At 62.2% G+C, this 18560-nt stretch carries 17 protein-coding genes; 8 read left to right on the forward strand and 9 right to left on the reverse strand.

Going from position 1 to position 18560, the window contains the following annotated elements:
• Positions 1-196: 196 nt before the first annotated feature.
• The 5 genes from GGR30_RS05705 to GGR30_RS05725 all read right to left on the reverse strand — a co-directional run bounded on the left by GGR30_RS05705 (position 197) and on the right by GGR30_RS05725 (position 7134).
• Complete coding sequence (locus GGR30_RS05705) at positions 197-2530, reverse strand: membrane-bound PQQ-dependent dehydrogenase, glucose/quinate/shikimate family (protein WP_183484042.1); 2334 nt, start codon at positions 2528-2530, stop codon at positions 197-199.
• Between the two features lie 158 nt (positions 2531-2688).
• Entirely contained in the window at positions 2689-3996 is a 1308-nt protein-coding gene (locus GGR30_RS05710; protein WP_183483461.1) for a DUF2254 domain-containing protein, read from the reverse strand.
• A gap of 59 nt (positions 3997-4055) precedes the next feature.
• Positions 4056-4424: a GatB/YqeY domain-containing protein gene (locus GGR30_RS05715; protein ID WP_183483463.1), complete on the reverse strand. Its 369-nt coding sequence runs from the start codon at positions 4422-4424 to the stop codon at positions 4056-4058.
• Positions 4425-4480: 56 nt separating this feature from the next.
• Positions 4481-5002, reverse strand: a complete 522-nt coding sequence (locus GGR30_RS05720; protein ID WP_183483464.1) for a DUF1697 domain-containing protein — start codon at positions 5000-5002, stop codon at positions 4481-4483.
• A gap of 17 nt (positions 5003-5019) precedes the next feature.
• On the reverse strand, positions 5020-7134 hold the full coding sequence (locus GGR30_RS05725; RefSeq protein WP_183483466.1) for a prolyl oligopeptidase family serine peptidase: 2115 nt from the start codon (positions 7132-7134) through the stop codon (positions 5020-5022).
• Positions 7135-7278: 144 nt separating this feature from the next.
• Here GGR30_RS05725 and GGR30_RS05730 point away from each other — a divergent pair, with 144 nt between their 5' ends.
• A complete protein-coding gene (locus GGR30_RS05730; RefSeq protein WP_183483468.1) occupies positions 7279-7668 on the forward strand; it encodes a DUF930 domain-containing protein in 390 nt (129 codons plus the stop codon).
• A 44-nt stretch (positions 7669-7712) separates the two neighbouring features.
• Here the strand turns inward: GGR30_RS05730 and GGR30_RS05735 are convergent, their stop codons facing one another.
• Positions 7713-8999 (reverse strand): NAD(P)/FAD-dependent oxidoreductase, encoded by a 1287-nt coding sequence (locus tag GGR30_RS05735; RefSeq protein ID WP_183483470.1) that lies wholly within the window; start codon positions 8997-8999, stop codon positions 7713-7715.
• Positions 9000-9341: 342 nt separating this feature from the next.
• Here GGR30_RS05735 and GGR30_RS05740 point away from each other — a divergent pair, with 342 nt between their 5' ends.
• The 6 genes from GGR30_RS05740 (at position 9342) to GGR30_RS05765 (ending at position 12730) form a co-directional block, all read left to right on the forward strand.
• Positions 9342-9752, forward strand: coding sequence for a universal stress protein (locus GGR30_RS05740; RefSeq protein ID WP_183483472.1), 411 nt, complete (start codon positions 9342-9344; stop codon positions 9750-9752).
• Positions 9753-9789: 37 nt separating this feature from the next.
• Positions 9790-10113 carry a TraR/DksA family transcriptional regulator gene (locus GGR30_RS05745; protein ID WP_183483474.1) on the forward strand — a complete coding sequence of 108 codons (324 nt, stop codon included), beginning with the start codon at positions 9790-9792 and terminating at the stop codon, positions 10111-10113.
• Positions 10114-10273: 160 nt separating this feature from the next.
• Positions 10274-10939 carry a PAQR family membrane homeostasis protein TrhA gene (gene trhA / locus GGR30_RS05750; protein WP_183483476.1) on the forward strand — a complete coding sequence of 222 codons (666 nt, stop codon included), beginning with the start codon at positions 10274-10276 and terminating at the stop codon, positions 10937-10939.
• Positions 10940-11017: 78 nt separating this feature from the next.
• Positions 11018-11527: a lysozyme inhibitor LprI family protein gene (locus GGR30_RS05755; protein WP_183483478.1), complete on the forward strand. Its 510-nt coding sequence runs from the start codon at positions 11018-11020 to the stop codon at positions 11525-11527.
• 142 nt (positions 11528-11669) lie between these two features.
• The gene (locus GGR30_RS05760) at positions 11670-12161 is read left to right on the forward strand and encodes a lysozyme inhibitor LprI family protein (RefSeq protein ID WP_183483480.1); all 492 of its coding nucleotides are present in this window, start codon (positions 11670-11672) and stop codon (positions 12159-12161) included.
• Between the two features lie 74 nt (positions 12162-12235).
• Positions 12236-12730, forward strand: a complete 495-nt coding sequence (locus GGR30_RS05765) for a GNAT family N-acetyltransferase (protein ID WP_183483482.1) — start codon at positions 12236-12238, stop codon at positions 12728-12730.
• On the opposite strand, the gene glpK is transcribed toward GGR30_RS05765, so the two are convergent.
• From glpK to GGR30_RS05780, 3 genes are all read right to left on the reverse strand, one after another.
• Positions 12731-14221: a glycerol kinase GlpK gene (gene glpK / locus GGR30_RS05770; RefSeq protein ID WP_183483484.1), complete on the reverse strand. Its 1491-nt coding sequence runs from the start codon at positions 14219-14221 to the stop codon at positions 12731-12733. It abuts the gene before it with no gap.
• Between the two features lie 23 nt (positions 14222-14244).
• Positions 14245-15774: a glycerol-3-phosphate dehydrogenase gene (gene glpD, locus GGR30_RS05775; RefSeq protein ID WP_183483487.1), complete on the reverse strand. Its 1530-nt coding sequence runs from the start codon at positions 15772-15774 to the stop codon at positions 14245-14247.
• Positions 15775-15877: 103 nt separating this feature from the next.
• Positions 15878-17269, reverse strand: coding sequence for an MFS transporter (locus GGR30_RS05780; protein WP_183483489.1), 1392 nt, complete (start codon positions 17267-17269; stop codon positions 15878-15880).
• 194 nt (positions 17270-17463) lie between these two features.
• On the opposite strand from GGR30_RS05780, the gene GGR30_RS05785 reads away from it, so the two are divergent.
• Positions 17464-18459, forward strand: a complete 996-nt coding sequence (locus GGR30_RS05785; RefSeq protein ID WP_183483491.1) for an MBL fold metallo-hydrolase — start codon at positions 17464-17466, stop codon at positions 18457-18459.
• Positions 18460-18560: the final 101 nt, after the last annotated feature.

The following is an 18560-nucleotide window of genomic DNA, read 5'->3' on the forward strand; positions in this document are numbered from 1 at the left end:
ATCAGGTGCCAGGGAACGGTCTCTAACGACCAGGATGCCGGACGACCTTCCGCCCGCACACATCATACCACAAGCCGCTATACACAGGATGCCGGCTCAAGGCCGGCATGACGGAGGAGGGTAAAACGTCGTTGGCAACAAACTGAAGGCGCCCCGGAAGGCGCCTCCACTTGTTTCGGCCTAACGTCTGCCAGTATCAGCTCTCCGGCAGCTTGTAGGCGAGGATATAGTCGCCTGTCTGCGTGCCGACCGAGCCGTGACCGCCGGCCACGATCAGCACATATTGCGTGCCGTCGGAGGTCTCGTAGGTCATGGGCGTGGCCTGGCCGCCGGCGGGAAGGCGGGCTTCCCAAAGCTGCTCGCCGGACGTCAGATCATAGCCGCGGATATAGTTGTCCATGGCCGCCCCGAGGAAGGCGACGCCGCCGTTGGTGATGATCGGACCGCCAATGCCGGGCACGCCCATCTTGATCTTCAGGCCAAGCGGATTCATGTCCTGGATCGTGCCGTTCTTGTGCTTCCACACGATCTCGCCGGTCGTCAGGTCAGCGCCTGCGACATAGCCCCATGGCGGGGCCTGGCAGGGCACGCCAAGCGGGCCGAGCAGCGTGGAGAAGGAAACAGCATAGGGCGAACCATTGTTGGAGTTGATCCCTTGCGTCGGTGCGCCCGGTTCGGTCTTCGGCACCAGCGTGGAGGTATAGGCCATGTAAACCGGCATGGCGAACATCACCTGGCGTTCCGGATCGACCGCGACCGAACCCCAGTTCAGCGTGCCGAAATTGCCGGGATAGACGATCGTGCCGTTGGTTGACGGCGGCGTGTAGCGACCCTCGTAATTATACTGCTTCAGCTTGATCCGGCAGGCGAGCTGGTCGAGCAGCGAGGCGCCCCACATGTCCTTGCCCGTCAGTTTCGGCGGATTGAAGGACAGTGCGGAGACCGGCTGGGTCGGCGACAGGTTCTCGCCTTCAAGACCGCCCTCCTGCGGCGCGGCGACTTCCGTTACCGGCAGGATCGGTTCGCCGGTCTCGCGGTTCAGCACGAAAACCTCGCCCTGCTTTGTTGCCTGTACCAGAGCCGGGAGGCTTTCGCCATCGACGGTCAGGTCGAGAAGCGCCGGCTGGGCGGGCACATCCATATCCCAGAGGTCGTGATGCACGCCCTGGAAGACCCATACCGGTTCGCCGGTTTCCGCGTCGAGCGCCGTAACGGAGGAGGAGTATTTTTCTTCCGACGGCGTGCGGTTCAGACCAATCTGGTCGGGAACGCGGTTGCCGAAGGGCACGTAAATGAGACCTAGATCACTGTCGCCGGACATCACCGACCAGCTGTTCGGCGAGTTCTTGGTATAGGTCTCGTTCGGGCCGATCGGCTCGGTCCGGTCCGGATTGCCGGTGTCGAAATTCCAGACCAGCTCACCGGTGTCGATGTCATAGGCGCGGATCACGCCGGACGGGCTCTGGGTGGAGTAATTATCGTTGACCGCGCCGCCGACGATGATCTTGCCGGCAATGGCAAGGGGCGCGGAGGTTGAGTAGTAATACCCTTGCGTCTTGTAGGGCATGTTGGTTTCAAGATGCAGCGTGCCGTTGTCGGCGAAATCCTCGCAGACCGTGCCGTCTTCGGCGTTGAGCGCGATCAGGCGGGCATCCGAGGTCGGCAGGTAGACGCGCGTCTTGCAGCGCTCGCCCTCGGCGATATCCGGGTCGGCATAATAGGTCACGCCACGGCAGGTCTGGTGCTGGCGGTTGCCGTCCACCGGTACTTCCGGGTCGAACTTCCATTTCTGTTCGCCGGTCTTTGCGTCAAAGGCCATCGCCCAGCTGTGCGGGGTGCAGACATAGAGCGTGTCGCCGATCATCAGCGGCGTGTTCTCGTATGTCGTCTCTACCACGTCGTTCGGGCCCTTCATGTCGCCGGTCTGGATCTGCCAGGCAAGCTCCAGGTTTCCGACATTCTCCGGCGTGATCTGGTCTAGCGGCGAATAGCGCTGGCCTTTCTCGGTGCGGCCATAGGCATGCCATTCATCAGCGGGAACGCCGTCGGTTGCCGATGCTTCGGCGTTGCGCACGCCGGGCAGTTCGCCCCGGATCGCATGCGGATCGGTGAAGAGCGAAACCGCCGCCACAATGATCGAGAGCGCCACGGCGCCGGCAAGCGGCCAGGCGCCCGCGCGGGCTGCGGGTTTCTGTTCGGGAAAGCCGTAGTCATCGCGCAGGATCGGTCGGCGTACCCATGGCAGGAACATCCACAGGCCGAGCAGCACGACAAGACCGCCGCGCGCGCCAAGCTGCCACCAGTCGAAACCGACTTCCAGCAGGGCCCAGGCAAGCGTCACCAGTATGGTCGCGCCATAGACCCAGTAGGCGAGGGGATTGCGGGTGAAAATGAGAAAAGCCGTCGCCAGAAAAGCGACGCCTGCAATGAGATAAAACCAGCTGCCGCCAAGGACGATCAGCCAGATGCCGCCGCCGCCCAGAAACAGGCCGATGGCTGCAAAGATCAGTGTTGTCAGCACTATCATGATGAAATTTCTCCCGAAATTGGAGCTCTTTCCGGGGGATCTGGTCGAAATGAATGAATTAAGGTTCGCAAAGATACGGGCCCCCGCCGACCTCCCGGCAATTCAGTCGCAGGCACCGGTGATCAGCCGGCGCCGCTCTTGGGGCAAACGGATTGGGCCGCCTATTGTTCCGGGTTGTTTTTGCGGAAGCTGACCGGCGAAGCTGCGTTGTTGCGACCGGCCGCACGCTCGATGCGTTCTATATCCGATTGAAAACGCAGAGTTTCCTTGGCGCGCGCCGCAGTCAATGTCGAGAATTTCTCCGACATTTCGGAAAAGCCGGCAATGTCCGTGTGGCCGAGTGCCCGGCAGGCGTGCAAGAGGTGGATGACCACTTCGGCCATGCTCGCGCCGTCGCGCGCCATGGCGGTGAAGGCGGCGTCGAAGAATTCTTCCGCCGAGATCGACGGCATGTGAATGCGCGGATAGCGCGGTTCGCGGTCCGCATCCGGCTTTTCGCCCGCCTCCATGATGCGAACCAGATGCGTCACCACGTCAATGGCCGTGCCCGGATCGTTGACGGCCGGCGACAGGGCGCGCAGCGCGATCTGTGACATCACGGTGACGCCGTAGAGCGGATCCTGCGTGTAGGAGCGTTCATGGCCGATGGTGAAGGCTCCGGCGGCCTCCGCGATCACGTCCTCGCCCGCAACTTTGGCGTCTTGCGGCATCCGGATGCCGGCAATATGCCGTCCGGGAGCCACGAATGCACCGGGGCGTTCCAGCACATAGATATCGGCATCAAGCTTGCGCGAGACCGCGTCGAGGGCCGCCATGTCGACAAAGCGCAGATAGCCCGTCTTCGGCGGGTCGATCATCTGCATTCCGCCCGGCATGTGCCCGTCAAACTCCCTGCCGCCCAGAAAGGGTTCGGCGCGATAGTTGCGCATCGCGGTGACCGCCTGGTCCTCGACCTGCTCGATGGTGCGGCTGACCTTGCCGAGGCGGCCGAGATAGTTGATCCAGCGCAGCAATATGCCGATGATCAGCACGATCACAGCAAGGGTTGCGACAAAGAGCACCAGCCGTCCACCGGTGCCGTAGAGACTGGTGTTGAGCGCGATCAGGCCGACAAGGCTGAAGATGAAGGAGCCGAGAAAGGTCGAGAGCGCGGCCTGGGCCGTGCGGTCTTCCAGAAGCGTGCCGACGGCGCGCGGCGTGGCGCTGCTGGCAGCCGCCGATGATGCCTGGACCACGGTGTTGAGCGAAAAGATCAGCACCGTCAGCATGCTGGAGGCGATGATCGACAGCAGCGATCCGACGGAATCAGCCCCGATCGTCTCGCCGAGACCTTCCGGAATGAAAGGGTCCAGGAGTATGCCGATCAGCGCCGTGGCGATGCCGGCGACGCAGTAGATCGCGGCAACGAACCACAATTGCCGCATCACCTGGGAGATGACCCATAACCGCCGGGACAGCTGAAGTTTCATGGCTCTCTTTCTGTCGGGACGGCTTTGGCCAACTCACCTGGAAGGGATTAGCGGTGCAATCATGCCTGCCGGTATTGGTCAACGACGTCGGCTTCCTTGCGCAGCGTTTCGGCTCTTTCGTCCTGTCCGTGTGCGGCAAGTTCGTCGGCTGCCTTCCGGCGGTCGGTGGCTTCCCTTTCCAGGAGGATGCGCAATCCTTCTGCCGTCAACTCGTTACGTGCCGTTTCGGTTCCGCCAGCGCCGAAAGCGCGCTCGACATAGGGCCCTCCGTCATTCTCCAACCTGACGGCTTGTGCATTGTCGACCGCGGCGATCAGGGATCGCGTCACGCCGACGGTCATTCTGTCACGCGTCCGCATGGCGGTCTTGAGATCGTCGCGCAGCCTTGCGCGAAAGCTCTCCGCAATGTCTGTGCTGTGATCCGTCATCCTGTCGTCCGCCATCGCCCGAGGCCCTTTGTCTCAGGTCCCTACAGTAACGGCGGCTAACCGGCAAGCAAAGCGCCTGCCATCGCCTCAAGCTTGCGCAAGGTGTTGAGGTTGCGGGCCGTGCCCTTCGAAAGCCCGGCAAGCTTCAGCTTCGACCGGCCCATGCCTTCGGGGTAGTGGACATGGACCTCGCGCCCGATGACGGCGGCTTCCTCGCCGGCCGGCGCGGTCATCGTTGCAAGCGCGGTAGGATCGAACGGTTTTTCGAAGAAGAAGACGCTGACCTTGTTGCCCGGTTTGTCGGCAAACGGGCAGGCTGAAAGCAGAGCCGCGAGCTCCACATGCGTGCGCAGAAAAACGCCCGGTGCCTTGCCCATATGCGCCGCGAGCGTTTCGTCCAGCAGGTTTGCTGCCTCATTCTCCCCAAGCGTCGTCGAGAACACGACATTGCCGCTCTGGATATAGGTCGAAACATCTGAGAAGCCGGCCTCAAGACACAGCGCCTTGAGATCGGCCATGGCGAGCTTGCCGGTCCCGCCGACATTGACCGCCCTCAACAGTCCGATGAAGACGGTCATCGACAGCGTTCTCCCCTTCAGCTTTCCGCCTTGCCCGAAACCTTCAGCGCGAAGGCATATTCAAGCGCGATTTCCTCCAGCCGCTGGAACCGCCCGGACGCGCCGCCATGGCCGGCATCCATATTGGTTCTGAGCAGGATGGGGGCCTCGCCCGTGGTCTTGTCGCGCAGCCGCGCCACCCATTTCGCCGGCTCCCAATAGGTTACCCGTGGGTCGGTGAGGCCTGCAAGCGCCAGGATCGCCGGATAGGGCTTTTCGGCGACATTGTCATAGGGGCTGTAGCTGGCGATGTAGTCGTAGGAGGCTTCGGAGGCGATCGGGTTGCCCCATTCCGGCCATTCGGGCGGGGTCAGCGGCAGGGTGTCGTCCAGCATGGTAGTCAGCACGTCGACAAAGGGGACCGCGGCGATGATGCCGGAAAATTTCTCCGGCGCCATGTTTGCGACCGCGCCCATCAGCATGCCGCCGGCCGAGCCGCCCTCGGCGACGATCTTGCCGTATGACGTGAAGTTTTCCGCCACCAGCGCATCGGCGGCCGCGACGAAATCGGAGAAGGTGTTTTTCTTGGAAAACATCTTGCCGTTTTCATACCAGGCAAAGCCCTTGTCCTTGCCGCCGCGAATATGGGCGATGGCATAGACAAAACCGCGATCGACCAGCGACAGGCAATTGGTGGAGAAGGACGCCGGGATGGAAATGCCGTAGGCGCCATAGCCGTAAAGCAGGCAGGGCGCGGAACCGTCGAGCGGCGTATCCTTGCGGTAGACGAGGCTGACGGGCACCAGTTCGCCGTCTTCCGCCTTCGCCTGGATGCGGCGGGTCACATAGTCGTCCGGGTTGTGGCCGGAGGGCACTTCCTGGGTCTTCAAGAGCGTGCGTTCGCGCGTCGCCATATTGTAGTCGAAGAGCTGGCTCGGTGTCGTCATCGAGGAATAGGAGAAGCGGATCGTGTCCGTGTCATATTCCTGCGCGCCCTGAAGGCCGAGCGCATAGGCTTCCTCGTCAAAGGCGATTGCGTGTTCCTCGCCGCTCTTGCGATCGCGGATGACGATGCGCGGCAGTCCGCCGAGGCGTTCCAGCCGCACCAGATGGTCCTTGAAGGCCATATGCGAGAGGATCAGTCGGCCTTCCTGATGCGGCACGACTTCCTTCCAGTTTGCCTTGCCGGGTGCTGCAACCGGAGCCTCGACAATCTTGAAATCCTTGGCCCCGCCATCATTGGTCAGGATGAAGAACACGTCGCCGCCTTCGGTGACATCATATTCCACCATGGTCTCGCGCTTGGCGACCATCTGCGGTGCTGCGTCCAGCGTGTCCGTCGGGATGATGTGGACTTCGGAGGTCTGGTGGTCGTGCACGTCGATGAAGATGAAATCATCGAGCAGCGAGCCGCCAATGCCGACGAAGAAGCCCGGGTCAGCTTCCTCATAGACCAGCCGGTCCTCGCGCTGGGGCGTGCCGAGAATATGATGGTAGACCTTGGACGGGCGATGGTTTTCATCCACTTCAGTGTAGAAGAAGCTCCTGCCATCCAGCGCCCAGACGCCGCCGCCGCCGGAATTCTCGATCACGTCGTCAAGGTCGTTGCCGCTTGCAAGATCGCGCACCTTGATGGTGTAGAATTCCGAACCCTTGTCGTCATAGCTCCACAGCGCGCGGGAATGATCCGTGGTGTGGAAGAAGCCGCCGAGATCAAAATAGGCCTTGCCCTCGCCCTCCTTGTCGCCGTCCAGCAGAACGGCGCGCAGGTCGGGGTCATTGAGGTCGCCGTCACGCGGGATGCGGAAGAAATAGGGCTGCTCGCCGCCTGTGCGGTAGGCGGTGCCATAGGCGTAGGCGCCGTCCTTCATCGGCACGGAACTGTCGTCTTCCTTGATCCGTCCGCGCATTTCGGCAAACAGCGCCTTCTGAAACGCCTCGGTGTCGGCCATCGCCGCCTTCATATAGGCGTTTTCGGCCTCCAGATGGGCGCGGATATCGGCCTCGAGAATGGACGGATCCTTGAACATCGCCTGCCAGTTCGCAGCGCGCAGCCAGGCATAGTCGTCGGTGCGGGTCTTGCCGTGGCGGGTGTCGGTCACGGGCTTGGCTTTGGCTTTCGGGGGCGCGGGGAGGTTCTTGAACACAGTCACAATGGCGGGCCTTGTTGTTTTCAGGTCGCCGGAAGATAAGGCCGCCGCCATGCGACATCAAGCAGCGGGCCGAAGACTTGCATCCGGAGGCGGGATTGTGCATATGAAGGGTAATAGTGTTACATCTCAGTCGGGAGAGTAAATGTGTTCAGGACTGTCCTCGTGGCCGCATGCGTTGTTCTGGCCGGCTCGCAGGCCTTTGCGCTCAACAAGCGCATCGCAGCCGAGCTCGAGCGGCTCGATCCGGAGGAGGAACTGGAGCAGCGCTGCGATGTCGAGGCGCTTTCGCGCATCGATGCCGCCCGCAGGGACATGACCCCGGACAAGGTGATTGCCTACACATTCGCGCCGCCGGAGGTGAAGGGAAACACGATCGATGCCGACGGCGCCGTCTTCCGCTCCCGCGGGCACTGGTATCACTTGCGCTACCACTGCGTGACCGATGCGAGCGAACTTGCCGTCACCGATTTCAGCTTCAGGATCGGCAAGGAAATTCCGCGCTCCGAATGGGATCGGAACTACCTCTATCCGTGAGCGAACCGGCCGGCGGGCGCACCCCGCGCGGCCGCATTCAAGGCTCAGTCGAAGGTGACGGCCTTCAGCTTGTCGATCTTCAGCGCCTGCAGCGCAAGCTTTTCGTAGAAGGGCTCGCTGACGCCGGTTCTCACCTTGCGCAGGAAGTACTTCTCGAAGCCGACCTTGGCCGCGTGCACCCAGCGGCCTTCCGAGGCCCAGTTGACATTGCGCGGCGGAATTTGCGGCTGTGCCACGAAGGCGACGCCTCCATCGCCGAAATCGGCAAGGCAGACGGCGTTCCATGTGGCCTGGACATTGGGTTTCTCGCCGGCCAGCAGCCGGGCGATGTTGCCGACCGTCGCGGTCGCCATCGATTCGATCATGAAGCCGGTCTTCGGCACGCCGACGGGAACGGCGGTCTTGCCGGTCGGCGCGATCGCGACGCAGACGCCGATGGCGAAGATATTCTCGAATGTCGGGTTCTGCTGGTGCTTGTCGATGATGACGAAGCCGCGCGGATTGGTCAGCCCCTCGATGCCGCGGATCGCCGACACGCCGCGGAAGGCCGGCAGCATCATCTTGAACTTGGCCGGCAGTTCGTGGCGTTCCTTGACCGCGCCGTCCTCGCCGATCTCCTCGGCCACGACGCTTTCCTCGGTCATGTGGTCGACGCGGGCGTTGGTGATCCACTTGATGTGACGGTCGCGCAGTTCGCTTTCCATCAGCCCCTTGGTGTCGCCGACGCCGTCGAGGCCGAGATGGCCGATATAGGGTTCGGGCGTGACGAATGTCATCGGCACCCGGTCGCGCACCTTGGCGTCGCGCAGCGCCTTGTCGAGGATGAAGGCGAATTCATAGGCCGGGCCGAAGCATGAGGCGCCCTGTACCGCGCCGATGACCACCGGTCCCGGATTTTCGACAAGCGCGTCGAAGGCCGATTTCGCCTGTCCCGCATGGCCGGTCTCGCAGACAGATTGCGAGAAGCCGGGGCCGGGGCCGAAACCCTCGATTTCGTCAAAGGCAAGTTCCGGGCCTGTGGCGATGACCAGATAGTCATAATCGACCATGCTGCCGTCGGTCAGCTCGACCCGGTTTTCGGTTGCATGAAGTTTTGCAGCGCCCTCGGGTCTCAGCGTGATGTTGCGTTTGGCGAAAACCGGCGCCAGGTCCACCTGGACATCTGCCTCGCTGCGCCAGCCGACTGCAACCCAGGGGTTTGAGGGGACGAATGAATAGACGGACCCCTTGTTGATGACTGTGACCGTGTGCTCGCGGCCGAGTTTCTCGCGCAATTCATAAGCGACGATGGTGCCGCCAAGGCCTGCGCCCAATACTACGATATTTGCCATGTCTTCCTCCCTTTAGGATCAGGCCCGGCGAAGCGACAGGAGCGCAATGCCAGACCCCCCAGGCGCTGCCGCTCCAAGGCCGCGCCAATTAATCTATAGATATGTATTTCTTTGAAGATACGCAATAGCGTATATTAAGCGCGCCGTCCGACTATCGGCTCATTCCGTTTGTCGCGACGAAATTAACAATCATCAAATCTGAAATTGACCTTGATCAATGCGCAAGGGTGGCAGCGGCGCGACTGTCGGGTCAACAAGCCAGTAGACCCGGGTCGCCAGACATGCTCTTAAAAGGCGAGTGCCCCTTCAATCATGAGGCGGCAACCGGGAAAGGAGGAAGCAATGTTCAAGAAAATTATCGTACCGGTCGACATTTCCGTGCTCGACAAGGGGCTCGACATTCTGACCAAGGCCAGCGAATTGCTGGATCCGGCAGGCGAGATCGTGCTGTTGCACGTTGTCGAGGAAATTCCGTCCTATCTGGCGATCGATGTGCCGGTGGACCTGATGGACAGCGCAGTCAACGACGCGCGCGACAAGCTGCAGGAGTTGCGGTCCCGCGCCAAGGTGGACGCCGAGATCGAACTGCGCACCGGCCCGCCGGCGCGTGAAATCCTCGCCTCCGCCAAGGCCCACAAGGCCGATCTCATCCTCGTGGCCTCGCACCGGCCGGATCTTTCGAACTATCTGATCGGCTCGACCGCCGATCGCGTGGTTCGCCACGCCGCCTGCTCCGTGCTCGTTCGCCGCTGACGAACAAGCACGCCTGAAGGCAACAAGGGAGGAAAACATGGACACGATGCGCTACAAGGCCCTTTTGGAGGGGCGCAAGGCCGAGATACTGACCCGGCTTCAGAAGATCGATACCGACCTCGGACGCACCCGCAACCCGGACAGTCAGGACCGGGCGATGGAGGCTGAAAACGACGAGGTGCTTGAGGAGTTCGGCCATGTCGGCTCGGACGAGATCAAGGCGATCGATGCTGCATTGCAGCGCGTCGCGGACGGCACATTCGGCGTCTGCGTGAAATGCGGCGACGACATTGCCGAGGAAAGGCTCGAGGCCGTGCCTTACACGCCTTTCTGCAAGACCTGCGCGGCAGACCTGCACTGACGTCTGTCGCCGCACCGGATGATGACCGGCGGAAGGTTGCATTGCAATGCGGCCTTTCGCCGGTCGCATTTTGGCGTTAGGCTTGACGTGTGTCGGGTTCGTCCGGACCTGACGATCGCCCTTGTCTTTCCACGTCGGAATGCCGGAGCCTTGCCCCCGAATGAAGCAGTTCGCGCGCCGCGGCAGCCCTTATGACCTCTCCGAATTGATCGCCGACGGCATCGTCCACGGTGTCGGCGTCGTGATGGCGCTTGTCGGCGCGACGGTGCTGGTCTTCTACGCCGCGGTATGGACGAGCGCCGCACAGATCGCCGCCGCCGCCATCTATTCCGCCGGATTGGTGCTGACGCTTTCGATCTCGTTTTCCTACAATCTCTGGCCGCCCAGGGCCGGGCGCAGCAAGGCAATCTGGAAACGGCTCGACCACAGCTCGATCTTCATTCTGATCGCCGCGACCTATACGCCCTTTCTTCAGCGCGGCATGGGCGATCCGCTGATCATGGCGCTGTTCGTCGGCGTCTGGGTCATTGCCGCGCTCGGCATCGCGCTGAAGGTGTTCTTCCCGGGCCGCTATGACCGGCTGTCGATCCTGCTCTACCTTGCCATGGGCTGGAGCGGGGTCCTCGTCGCGCGGCCGCTTTTCCCGCTGCTGCCGCTTGCCACCAGCATCCTGATCGTCATCGGCGGCGTGATCTATTCCGCCGGCGTGCTGTTTCATGTGTGGGAAAAGCTGAGGTTCCAGAACGCGATCTGGCATGGGTTTGTCGTGGCCGCCGCTGCCGTGCATTATGCGGCGGTGCTGACCTGTTTCAGCCTTGCGGGCTGAGGCCGGCCGCCAGCGGAACACAAGCCGCCACTCGCGGCTTTGGCTATGAGACAAGAAAAAAGCATCAGGGAGAGAGACATGCATATGGTGAAGACTTTGGCGGCGGCGGCCCTTCTGGTCGCGTCACCCGCATTGGCGGATGAGGAACCGGTCTATTCGGACGATCTGGTGGCCGAATGCGTGAACCTTGCCGAGACCGAGGCGGACATGCGGGCCTGCGCGGGCGTTTCCGCCGAGGCCTGCCAGAACGCCTCGGACTATGGATCAACCACAATCGGCCTGCAGGAATGCGCGGCGCTTGAAACCAAGTTCTGGGATCAGTGGCTGAACCGGACCTATCGCGAATTGCTGGCCCGAGCCAAGGCGGCCGATGCGGAGGCCGAGAGCGATCCGCGCGCCAATGGCGAACTGGCCGAGAGCCTGCGCGACATGCAGCGGATCTGGATCAACTTCCGCGATGCGACCTGCGAATACGAGGCCAACCAGTATCAGGGCGGCACCATCGCCGGGCCGGTCTATGCCGGCTGCCTGCTGCGGATGACGGCCGATCAGGCGATCTATCTGGACAATTCCTGGCCGACCTATTGAGCAGGGCTGCAATCTTCGTCGCCCACGCGCGGGAGCGCCGGCAATGGCGCTTTCCCGCCCATGGGTCCGCAGGTTTTGCCGATCAACGTATAATTGTCGTATGATCCTGATGAAATCGGAAAAGACGGATCAGGAGGATTTCATGCGCTTGCCGACCTTGCTTGCCTTTTCTGTGCTGCTTATTGCGCCCGGCGCCCATGCGGACGACATCGTCTATTCCGATGCGGCGACCGCACAATGCCTCGCCAAGGCCAGTCCGGTTGATGCGGGAGAAAAATGCATCGGTCTTTCGACGGGAAAATGCATCAACGCCAATGATTTCGGCCAGACCTCCGCCGGCATGGTGAGCTGCACGGCGAGCGAAACGGCCTTCTGGGACAAGCAGTTGAACGCGATCTACGAGAACGTCATGAAACAGGCGAAAAAGCTCGACGAAGGGGGTTCCGGTTCGCCGATCGCCGATGCGCTGCTCGCCATGGAACGCGACTGGATAAAATACCGCGATGCGCGATGCGCCTTCGTCGAGAGCCAGACCCAGGGCGGGACGATGGGCAAGACGCTTGCCGCCGGCTGCAAACAGCAGACCACCGCCGATCAGGCGCTCTTCCTCAAATATGCGATGATCGCCGAATAGCGCTTCCGGGCCGCAGGGGTCTCTGATATCGGTGTTTCAATCGGAAAACGCCTCGTCCCGGGACCCTCTGAACCATGCTGATACGCGACGCGCGGGAGGCCGATCTGCCGGCCATCCTCGAAATCTACAATGACGCCGTCCTCAATTCCACGGCGATCTGGAACGAGATCCTCGTCGATCTTGAAAACCGGAAGGGCTGGCTTGCCGCCCGGCGCGCGCGCGGCTTTCCGGTGCTGGTCGCAGAACGGGACGGCGCGGTCATCGGCTATGCAAGTTATGGCGACTGGCGACCATTTGACGGCTATCGTCATACGGTCGAGCATTCGGTCTATGTGCACAGGGATCGCCGCGGCGGCGGGGCAGGGCGCAAGCTCATGGAAGCGCTGCTCGACCATGCGCGCGAAAATGGCGTACATGCCATGATCGCCGCGATCGAGGGCGAGAACATCACCTCGATCGCGCTGCATGAACGCCTCGGCTTTTTCCACGTCGGACGCTATCCGGAAGTCGGCACGAAATTCGGTCGCTGGCTCGATCTGGTGACGATGCAGTACAGTTTCGACACCTGATCAGATCGGTCCAAGGGTCCGCTGCACCGCGTTCTTCCAGCCCTTGTAGAGTTTTTCGCGGGTTTCCTCTTCCATGGCCGGCTTGAACTGGCGGTCGACGGCCCAGGCTGAAGCGAATTCCTCGAGGCCGGGATAGAGCCCGGCGCGGCTACCCGCAAGCCAGGCGGCGCCCAGCGCCGTGGTTTCGACGACCTGCGGCCGGTCGACCGGCACGCCCAGAATGTCGGCGAGGAACTGCATCGTCCAGTCATTGGCACTCATGCCGCCATCGACCCTGAGGATATTCGCCGAATCATGACTGCCCCAGTCGCCATGCATGGCCTCCAGCAGGTCACGGGTCTGGTAGCCGACGCTTTGCAGCGCGGCGCGGGCAAATTCGGCCGGGCCGGAATTGCGGGTGAGGCCGTAGATCGCGCCGCGGCATTCGGCATCCCAGTAGGGCGCGCCGAGGCCGGTAAAGGCTGGCACCATGTAAAGCGTCTGTTCGCGGTCGGCGCTGTTTGCCAGCGCGTCGGTCTCGCGGGCGTGGCGGATCACCTTCAGCCCGTCGCGCAGCCATTGCACCACGGCGCCGGCAATGAAGATCGAGCCCTCAAGAGCATAGGTCGGCTTGCCGTCCATCTGGTAGGCGATGGTGGAGAGCATCCGGCTTTCGCTTTTTACGAACTTGTCGCCGGTGTTGAGAAGCGCGAAACAGCCCGTGCCATAGGTCGACTTGATCATGCCCGGCTCGAAACAGGCCTGGCCGACGGTTGCCGCCTGCTGGTCGCCGGCAACGCCGAAAATCGGGATCTCGCGGCCGAACAGATCGTGGCGGGTCATGCCGAAATCGGCGGCGCAATCCTTTACTTCCGGCAGGAGCGACATTGGGATATCGAGCAGCGCGCAGATATCCTCGTCCCATTTGCCCTCGCGGATGTTGTAGAGCATGGTGCGCGCCGCATTGGTGGCGTCGGTGACATGGGATTTGCCGTCGGTCAGCCGCCAGATGAGATAGGTGTCGACCGTGCCGAATGCGAGCCGGCCTTTTTCCGCCAGCGCCCGCGCGCCTTCCACATTGTCGAGCATCCAGGCGATCTTCGTCGCCGAGAAATAGGGGTCGAGGATGAGCCCGGTTGCGGAGGTGATGAAGCCCTCGTGGCCCTCGTCGCGCAATCTGGCGCAGGTGTCTGCCGTGCGTCGGTCCTGCCAGACGATGGCCTTGTGGATCGCCCGGCCGGTCTTGCGGTCCCAGATCAGCGTCGTCTCGCGCTGGTTGGCGATGCCGATGGCGGCGATGTCGGCGGCATGGATATCCGCGCGCTCGATCGCCTCGCGGCAGGTCGCGGCAACCGTCGACCAGATGTCGGCGGGCGCGTGTTCGACAAGGCCCGAGGCCGGATAATACTGGCGGAATTCCTCCTGCGCGGAGGCCACCAGTTTCATGTTGCCGTCGAAAATGATCGCGCGGCTCGACGTGGTGCCCTGGTCGATGGCCAGAATGTGGTTCATGCGTTTCTCCTCCCCGGTGAAGACTATACCGCCAGATGCGCGACCAGCCAGTCATCAAGCGCGGCGATTTCCCCGCCGCTCATGCGCAAACCGAATTTCGTGCGCCTGAAGACAATATCCTCGGCGCTGCGTGCAAATTCCTTTTCCACAAGCCAGCGCACCTCGGCTTCGTAAAGCCCTGCGCCGAAAGCCTGTCCCAGGTCTTCCGAACCTGTCGCATTGCCGAGGATCTTCCAGCAATCGGTGCCATAGGTGCGGATCAGGCGCAATGCCTGCGCCTCGCTCAGGAACGGATAGTCCTCTCGAAGGCGCGCGGGAAGGTCGGCGGCGTCTGCCACCGGAAAGTCCCCGCCGGGAAGCGTTGCGCCTGCGGTCCAGTCGCCACCGGCTTGTGGAAAGAATGGGGACAACTTGTGGAGTGCGGCCTCGGCGAGCTTGCGATGCGTGGTGATCTTGCCGCCGAAGACGCTGAGAAGCGGCGCGCCTTCCTTGCGCAGGGAAAGTACGTAGTCGCGGGTGGCGGCCGTCGCCGAGGAAGCGCCGTCGTCATAGAGCGGGCGCACACCGGAATAGGTCCAGACGATGTCTTCGCGGGTGACCGGCTTATCGAAATAGTCGGAGGCGAAGCGGCAGAGATAATCGGCTTCCTCATCAGTGCATTTTGCCGATGATGCCGGGCCCTGATGGTCCTTGTCGGTGGTGCCGATCAGGGTGAAATCCTGCTCGTAGGGGATGGCGAAGATGATGCGGCCGTCGCTGCCCTGGAAGAAATAGCAGCGGTCGTGGTCATAGAGCTTCTTCGTCACGATATGGCTGCCGCGCACCAGACGGACCTTTTCCGACGTGTTGTTGCCGAGCGCGCCGGTGATGATGTCGGCAACCCAGGGTCCGCCGGCATTGACCAGCGCACGGGCATGAACCGGCGGCAGCGGGCCGTTCTCGTCCTCAAGCTCGATTTTCCACAGCCGACCTTCACCGGAGGGGGCATCCACCTGCTCGGCGCGGGTGACTTTGGTGCGGACCATGACATTGACGCCGCGTTCCGCCGCATCGCGCGCCATCAGGCTGACGAGGCGTGCGTCCTGCACCCAGCAATCCGAATATTCGAATGCGCGTCGATATTCGCTTTTGAGCGCTTTGCCGGCGGGATCGCGCGCAAGATCGACGCCCTTCGTCGCCGGCAGGATCTTGCGTCCGCCGAGATGGTCATAGAGGAACAGGCCGAGCCGGATCAGCCACCAGGGGCGCAGGCCCTTGTGATGCGGCAGCACGAAACGCATCGGCCAGGAGATGTGCGGCATCGCCTTCAGCAGCACCTCGCGCTCGATCAGCGCCTCGCGCACAAGCCGGAATTCGTAATATTCGAGATAACGCAGCCCGCCGTGAAACAGCTTGGTCGAGGCGGAAGAGGTAGCCGAGGCGAGATCGTGCATCTCCGCCAGCGCCACGGAAAGGCCGCGCCCCGCCGCATCGCGGGCTATGCCGACGCCGTTGACGCCGCCGCCGATGACGAAGATGTCGACCGGCTCGGCTGTATTCTCGGCGCGTGACATCGCGATTGCTCCCGTGATTTCTTGATGATCGGCAATCGGAAGATGCGTGAAAATCTTCGAAATGTCAAATTTTATGATCGTTAATGTTCGTTTCGGCGCGATGTCACTCGGCCGCCTGCGGGGCCTTGTGGCCGGAGACCGCCGCGCCCGCATCGCGTCTCAGGCGCAGGAGCGGGAAGACGGATACCAGCGAGAGAAGGGCGACGACGGCGAAGGCGATGTGGAAGTGGGCGACCGTCAGCTCGCCGCCGGTGAAATGTCCGGCAAGTTCCAGAATGACGGCGGCGAAAGCGACGCCGAGCGCGAAACTCGCCTGTTGGAACATCGAGCTCATCGCTGTCGCCTGGCTTGCCTGGCTGTTTTCGATATCGGCATAGGCGAGCGCGTTGACGCCGGTGAAGAAGAAGGAGCGGAACAGGCCCGAGGTAAACAGGATCGCCAGAATGACGATATGCGGCGTGGTCGCCTCGAAGAAGGCGAAAGTGACGGTGAGGATCGCTGCGCCCAGCGACGCCGTGATCAGCACGGTGCGGAAGCCGAAAGCGGAAAACACCTTCGGTGCAACGAATTTGGTCAGAAGTGCGCCGGCCGCGCCGACAAAGGTGATCATGCCGGATTCGAACGGGTTGAGACCGAAACCGAGCTGCAGCATCAGCGGCATCAGGAAGGGGAAGGCGCCGGTCGCCATGCGGAAGAACGTCGCCGCAGACGTGGCAACGGCGAAGCTCGCATTGGAAAACAGCGACAGGTTGAGAAGCGGCCGCTCGACCCGGCGCGCATGGCGGATATACCAGATGCCCGACAGAAAGCCGATCGCGGTGGTGATGAAGCCGGTCGCCGGCGGCAGTGCCGGCAGGCTAATCACCGACAGGCCGAAGACGATGCCGGAGGCGGCGAGCGCCACCAGGAAGAAGCCCTTCCAGTCGAGGTTCGACGGCGGTTCATCCTCGATCAGCGGCAGGAAGATGCCGGCCATGATCAGGCCGACGATCCCGATCGGCACATTGATCAGAAATATCCAGTGCCATGAGAAATAGGTCGTCAGAAACCCGCCAAGCGGCGGTCCCGCCATCGGGCCGATCAGCGCCGGAATGGTCAGCAGCGCCATGGCGCGCACCAGTTCGGAGCGGTTTGTGGTCCTCAAGATCACCAGCCGTCCGACCGGCGTCATCATTGCCCCGCCCATGCCCTGCAGGAAGCGCGAGGCGACGAATTCGATGAGGTTGCTTGAAACCGCGCAGAACACCGAGCCGATGAGAAACACGACGATCGCGGCGCGAAACACGCGCTTGGCCCCGAAACGGTCGGCCGTCCAGCCGGAGACTGGAATGAAGATCGCCAGCGCCACCATATAGGTGGTCAGCGCCAGTTTCAGCGTGATCGGCCCGACATTGAGATCGGCGGCGATGGCCGGAAGCGCGGTCGAGATGACGGTCGAATCCATCTGCTCCATGAAGAGCGCAACGGCCATGATCAGCGGAACGATCGGGTTCATCTCTCGGCAACTCGGAAAATGTGACAAGAGCAGATGTCTTAGCGGGCGTTTTGGCAAAAGCCAATGGCGGGCGACGTTTTCCCACTCACGCAAATGTGACGCTTCAGCCAGGGCAAATACACGCGTCCGACTTGAAACCGGCGCATCCTCCCCAAGGTCAGAGGTGTTGAATTTTTATTCCAGGAGGACGATTGATGACTGACAATACTGGTATCAACCGCCGTCGTCTCATGGCCGGCGCGGGACTGGCCGCCATCGCCACGCCCTTCGTGACCGGTGCGGCAAGCGCCCAGGCGCAGAGCACGGAAGGCGACAGCATGAAGATGGCCGATGCGCCGGCAAGCGACAGTTTTGATCTCGGCGAGTTCAAGCTGCTCGTCGTCGAGGACGGCACAAGGCTGATGGAAAATCCCGGCGAGACCTTCGGCACGGGGCAGGATCCGGAAACGGTCGCCGCGCTGCTTGAAGAAAACTTCCTGCCGCCGGACAAGCTGATCAATGGTTTTGCGCCCGTACTTGTCGATACCGGCAACGAGACCGTGCTGTTCGATACCGGCATGGGCCCGGCAGGCCGTTCCTGGGGCGCCGGTCGTCTGCGTGAAGGGCTGATCGCCAATGGCTACCAGCCGGAGGATATCGACATCGTCGTCATCACCCACATGCATGGCGACCACATCAACGGTCTGATGGAAGAGGACGGTCCGGCCTTTCCGAATGCGCGCTATGTCTTCGGCGAGAAGGAATACGCCTTCTGGAGTGATGATGCCCGCATGGGGACGCCCGCCGAAGGCGGCCATCAGAGCGTGAAGAAGCTTGTCACGCCGCTTGTCGATCAGGCGACCTTCATCGGCGGCGGCGACGAGGTGGTGCCCGGCATCACCGCCATGGAAGCCTTCGGCCACACGCCCGGCCATCTGATCTTCATGCTCAATTCGGGCGACGAGAGGCTGCTGCTGACGGCGGACACCGCGAATCAGTACGTGCTCTCGTTGCAGCGCCCCGACTGGCACGTCCGTTTCGACATGGACAAGGAGATGGCTGCCGCGACGCGCAGGCAGGTCTTCGACATGGTGGCCGCCGAGCGGATTCCCTTCCTCGGCTACCACATGCCGTTTCCCGCTGTCGGCTATGTGGAAAAGGTCGGAGACGGCTACAAATTCATGCCGAAAACCTACCAGTTCAAGGTCTGAGAAGCGGTGGCGCCGGCGCGCCGCCTTCACAATCCACCCAATCCGAAACGTCATTTCGGATTGGGTATTTCCAACACGTCATCTTCGTGTTACGAGCACTC

Origin of the sequence: Martelella radicis, assembly GCF_014196625.1 — a bacterium.
Classification (GTDB): Bacteria; Pseudomonadota; Alphaproteobacteria; order Rhizobiales; family Rhizobiaceae; genus Martelella; species Martelella radicis.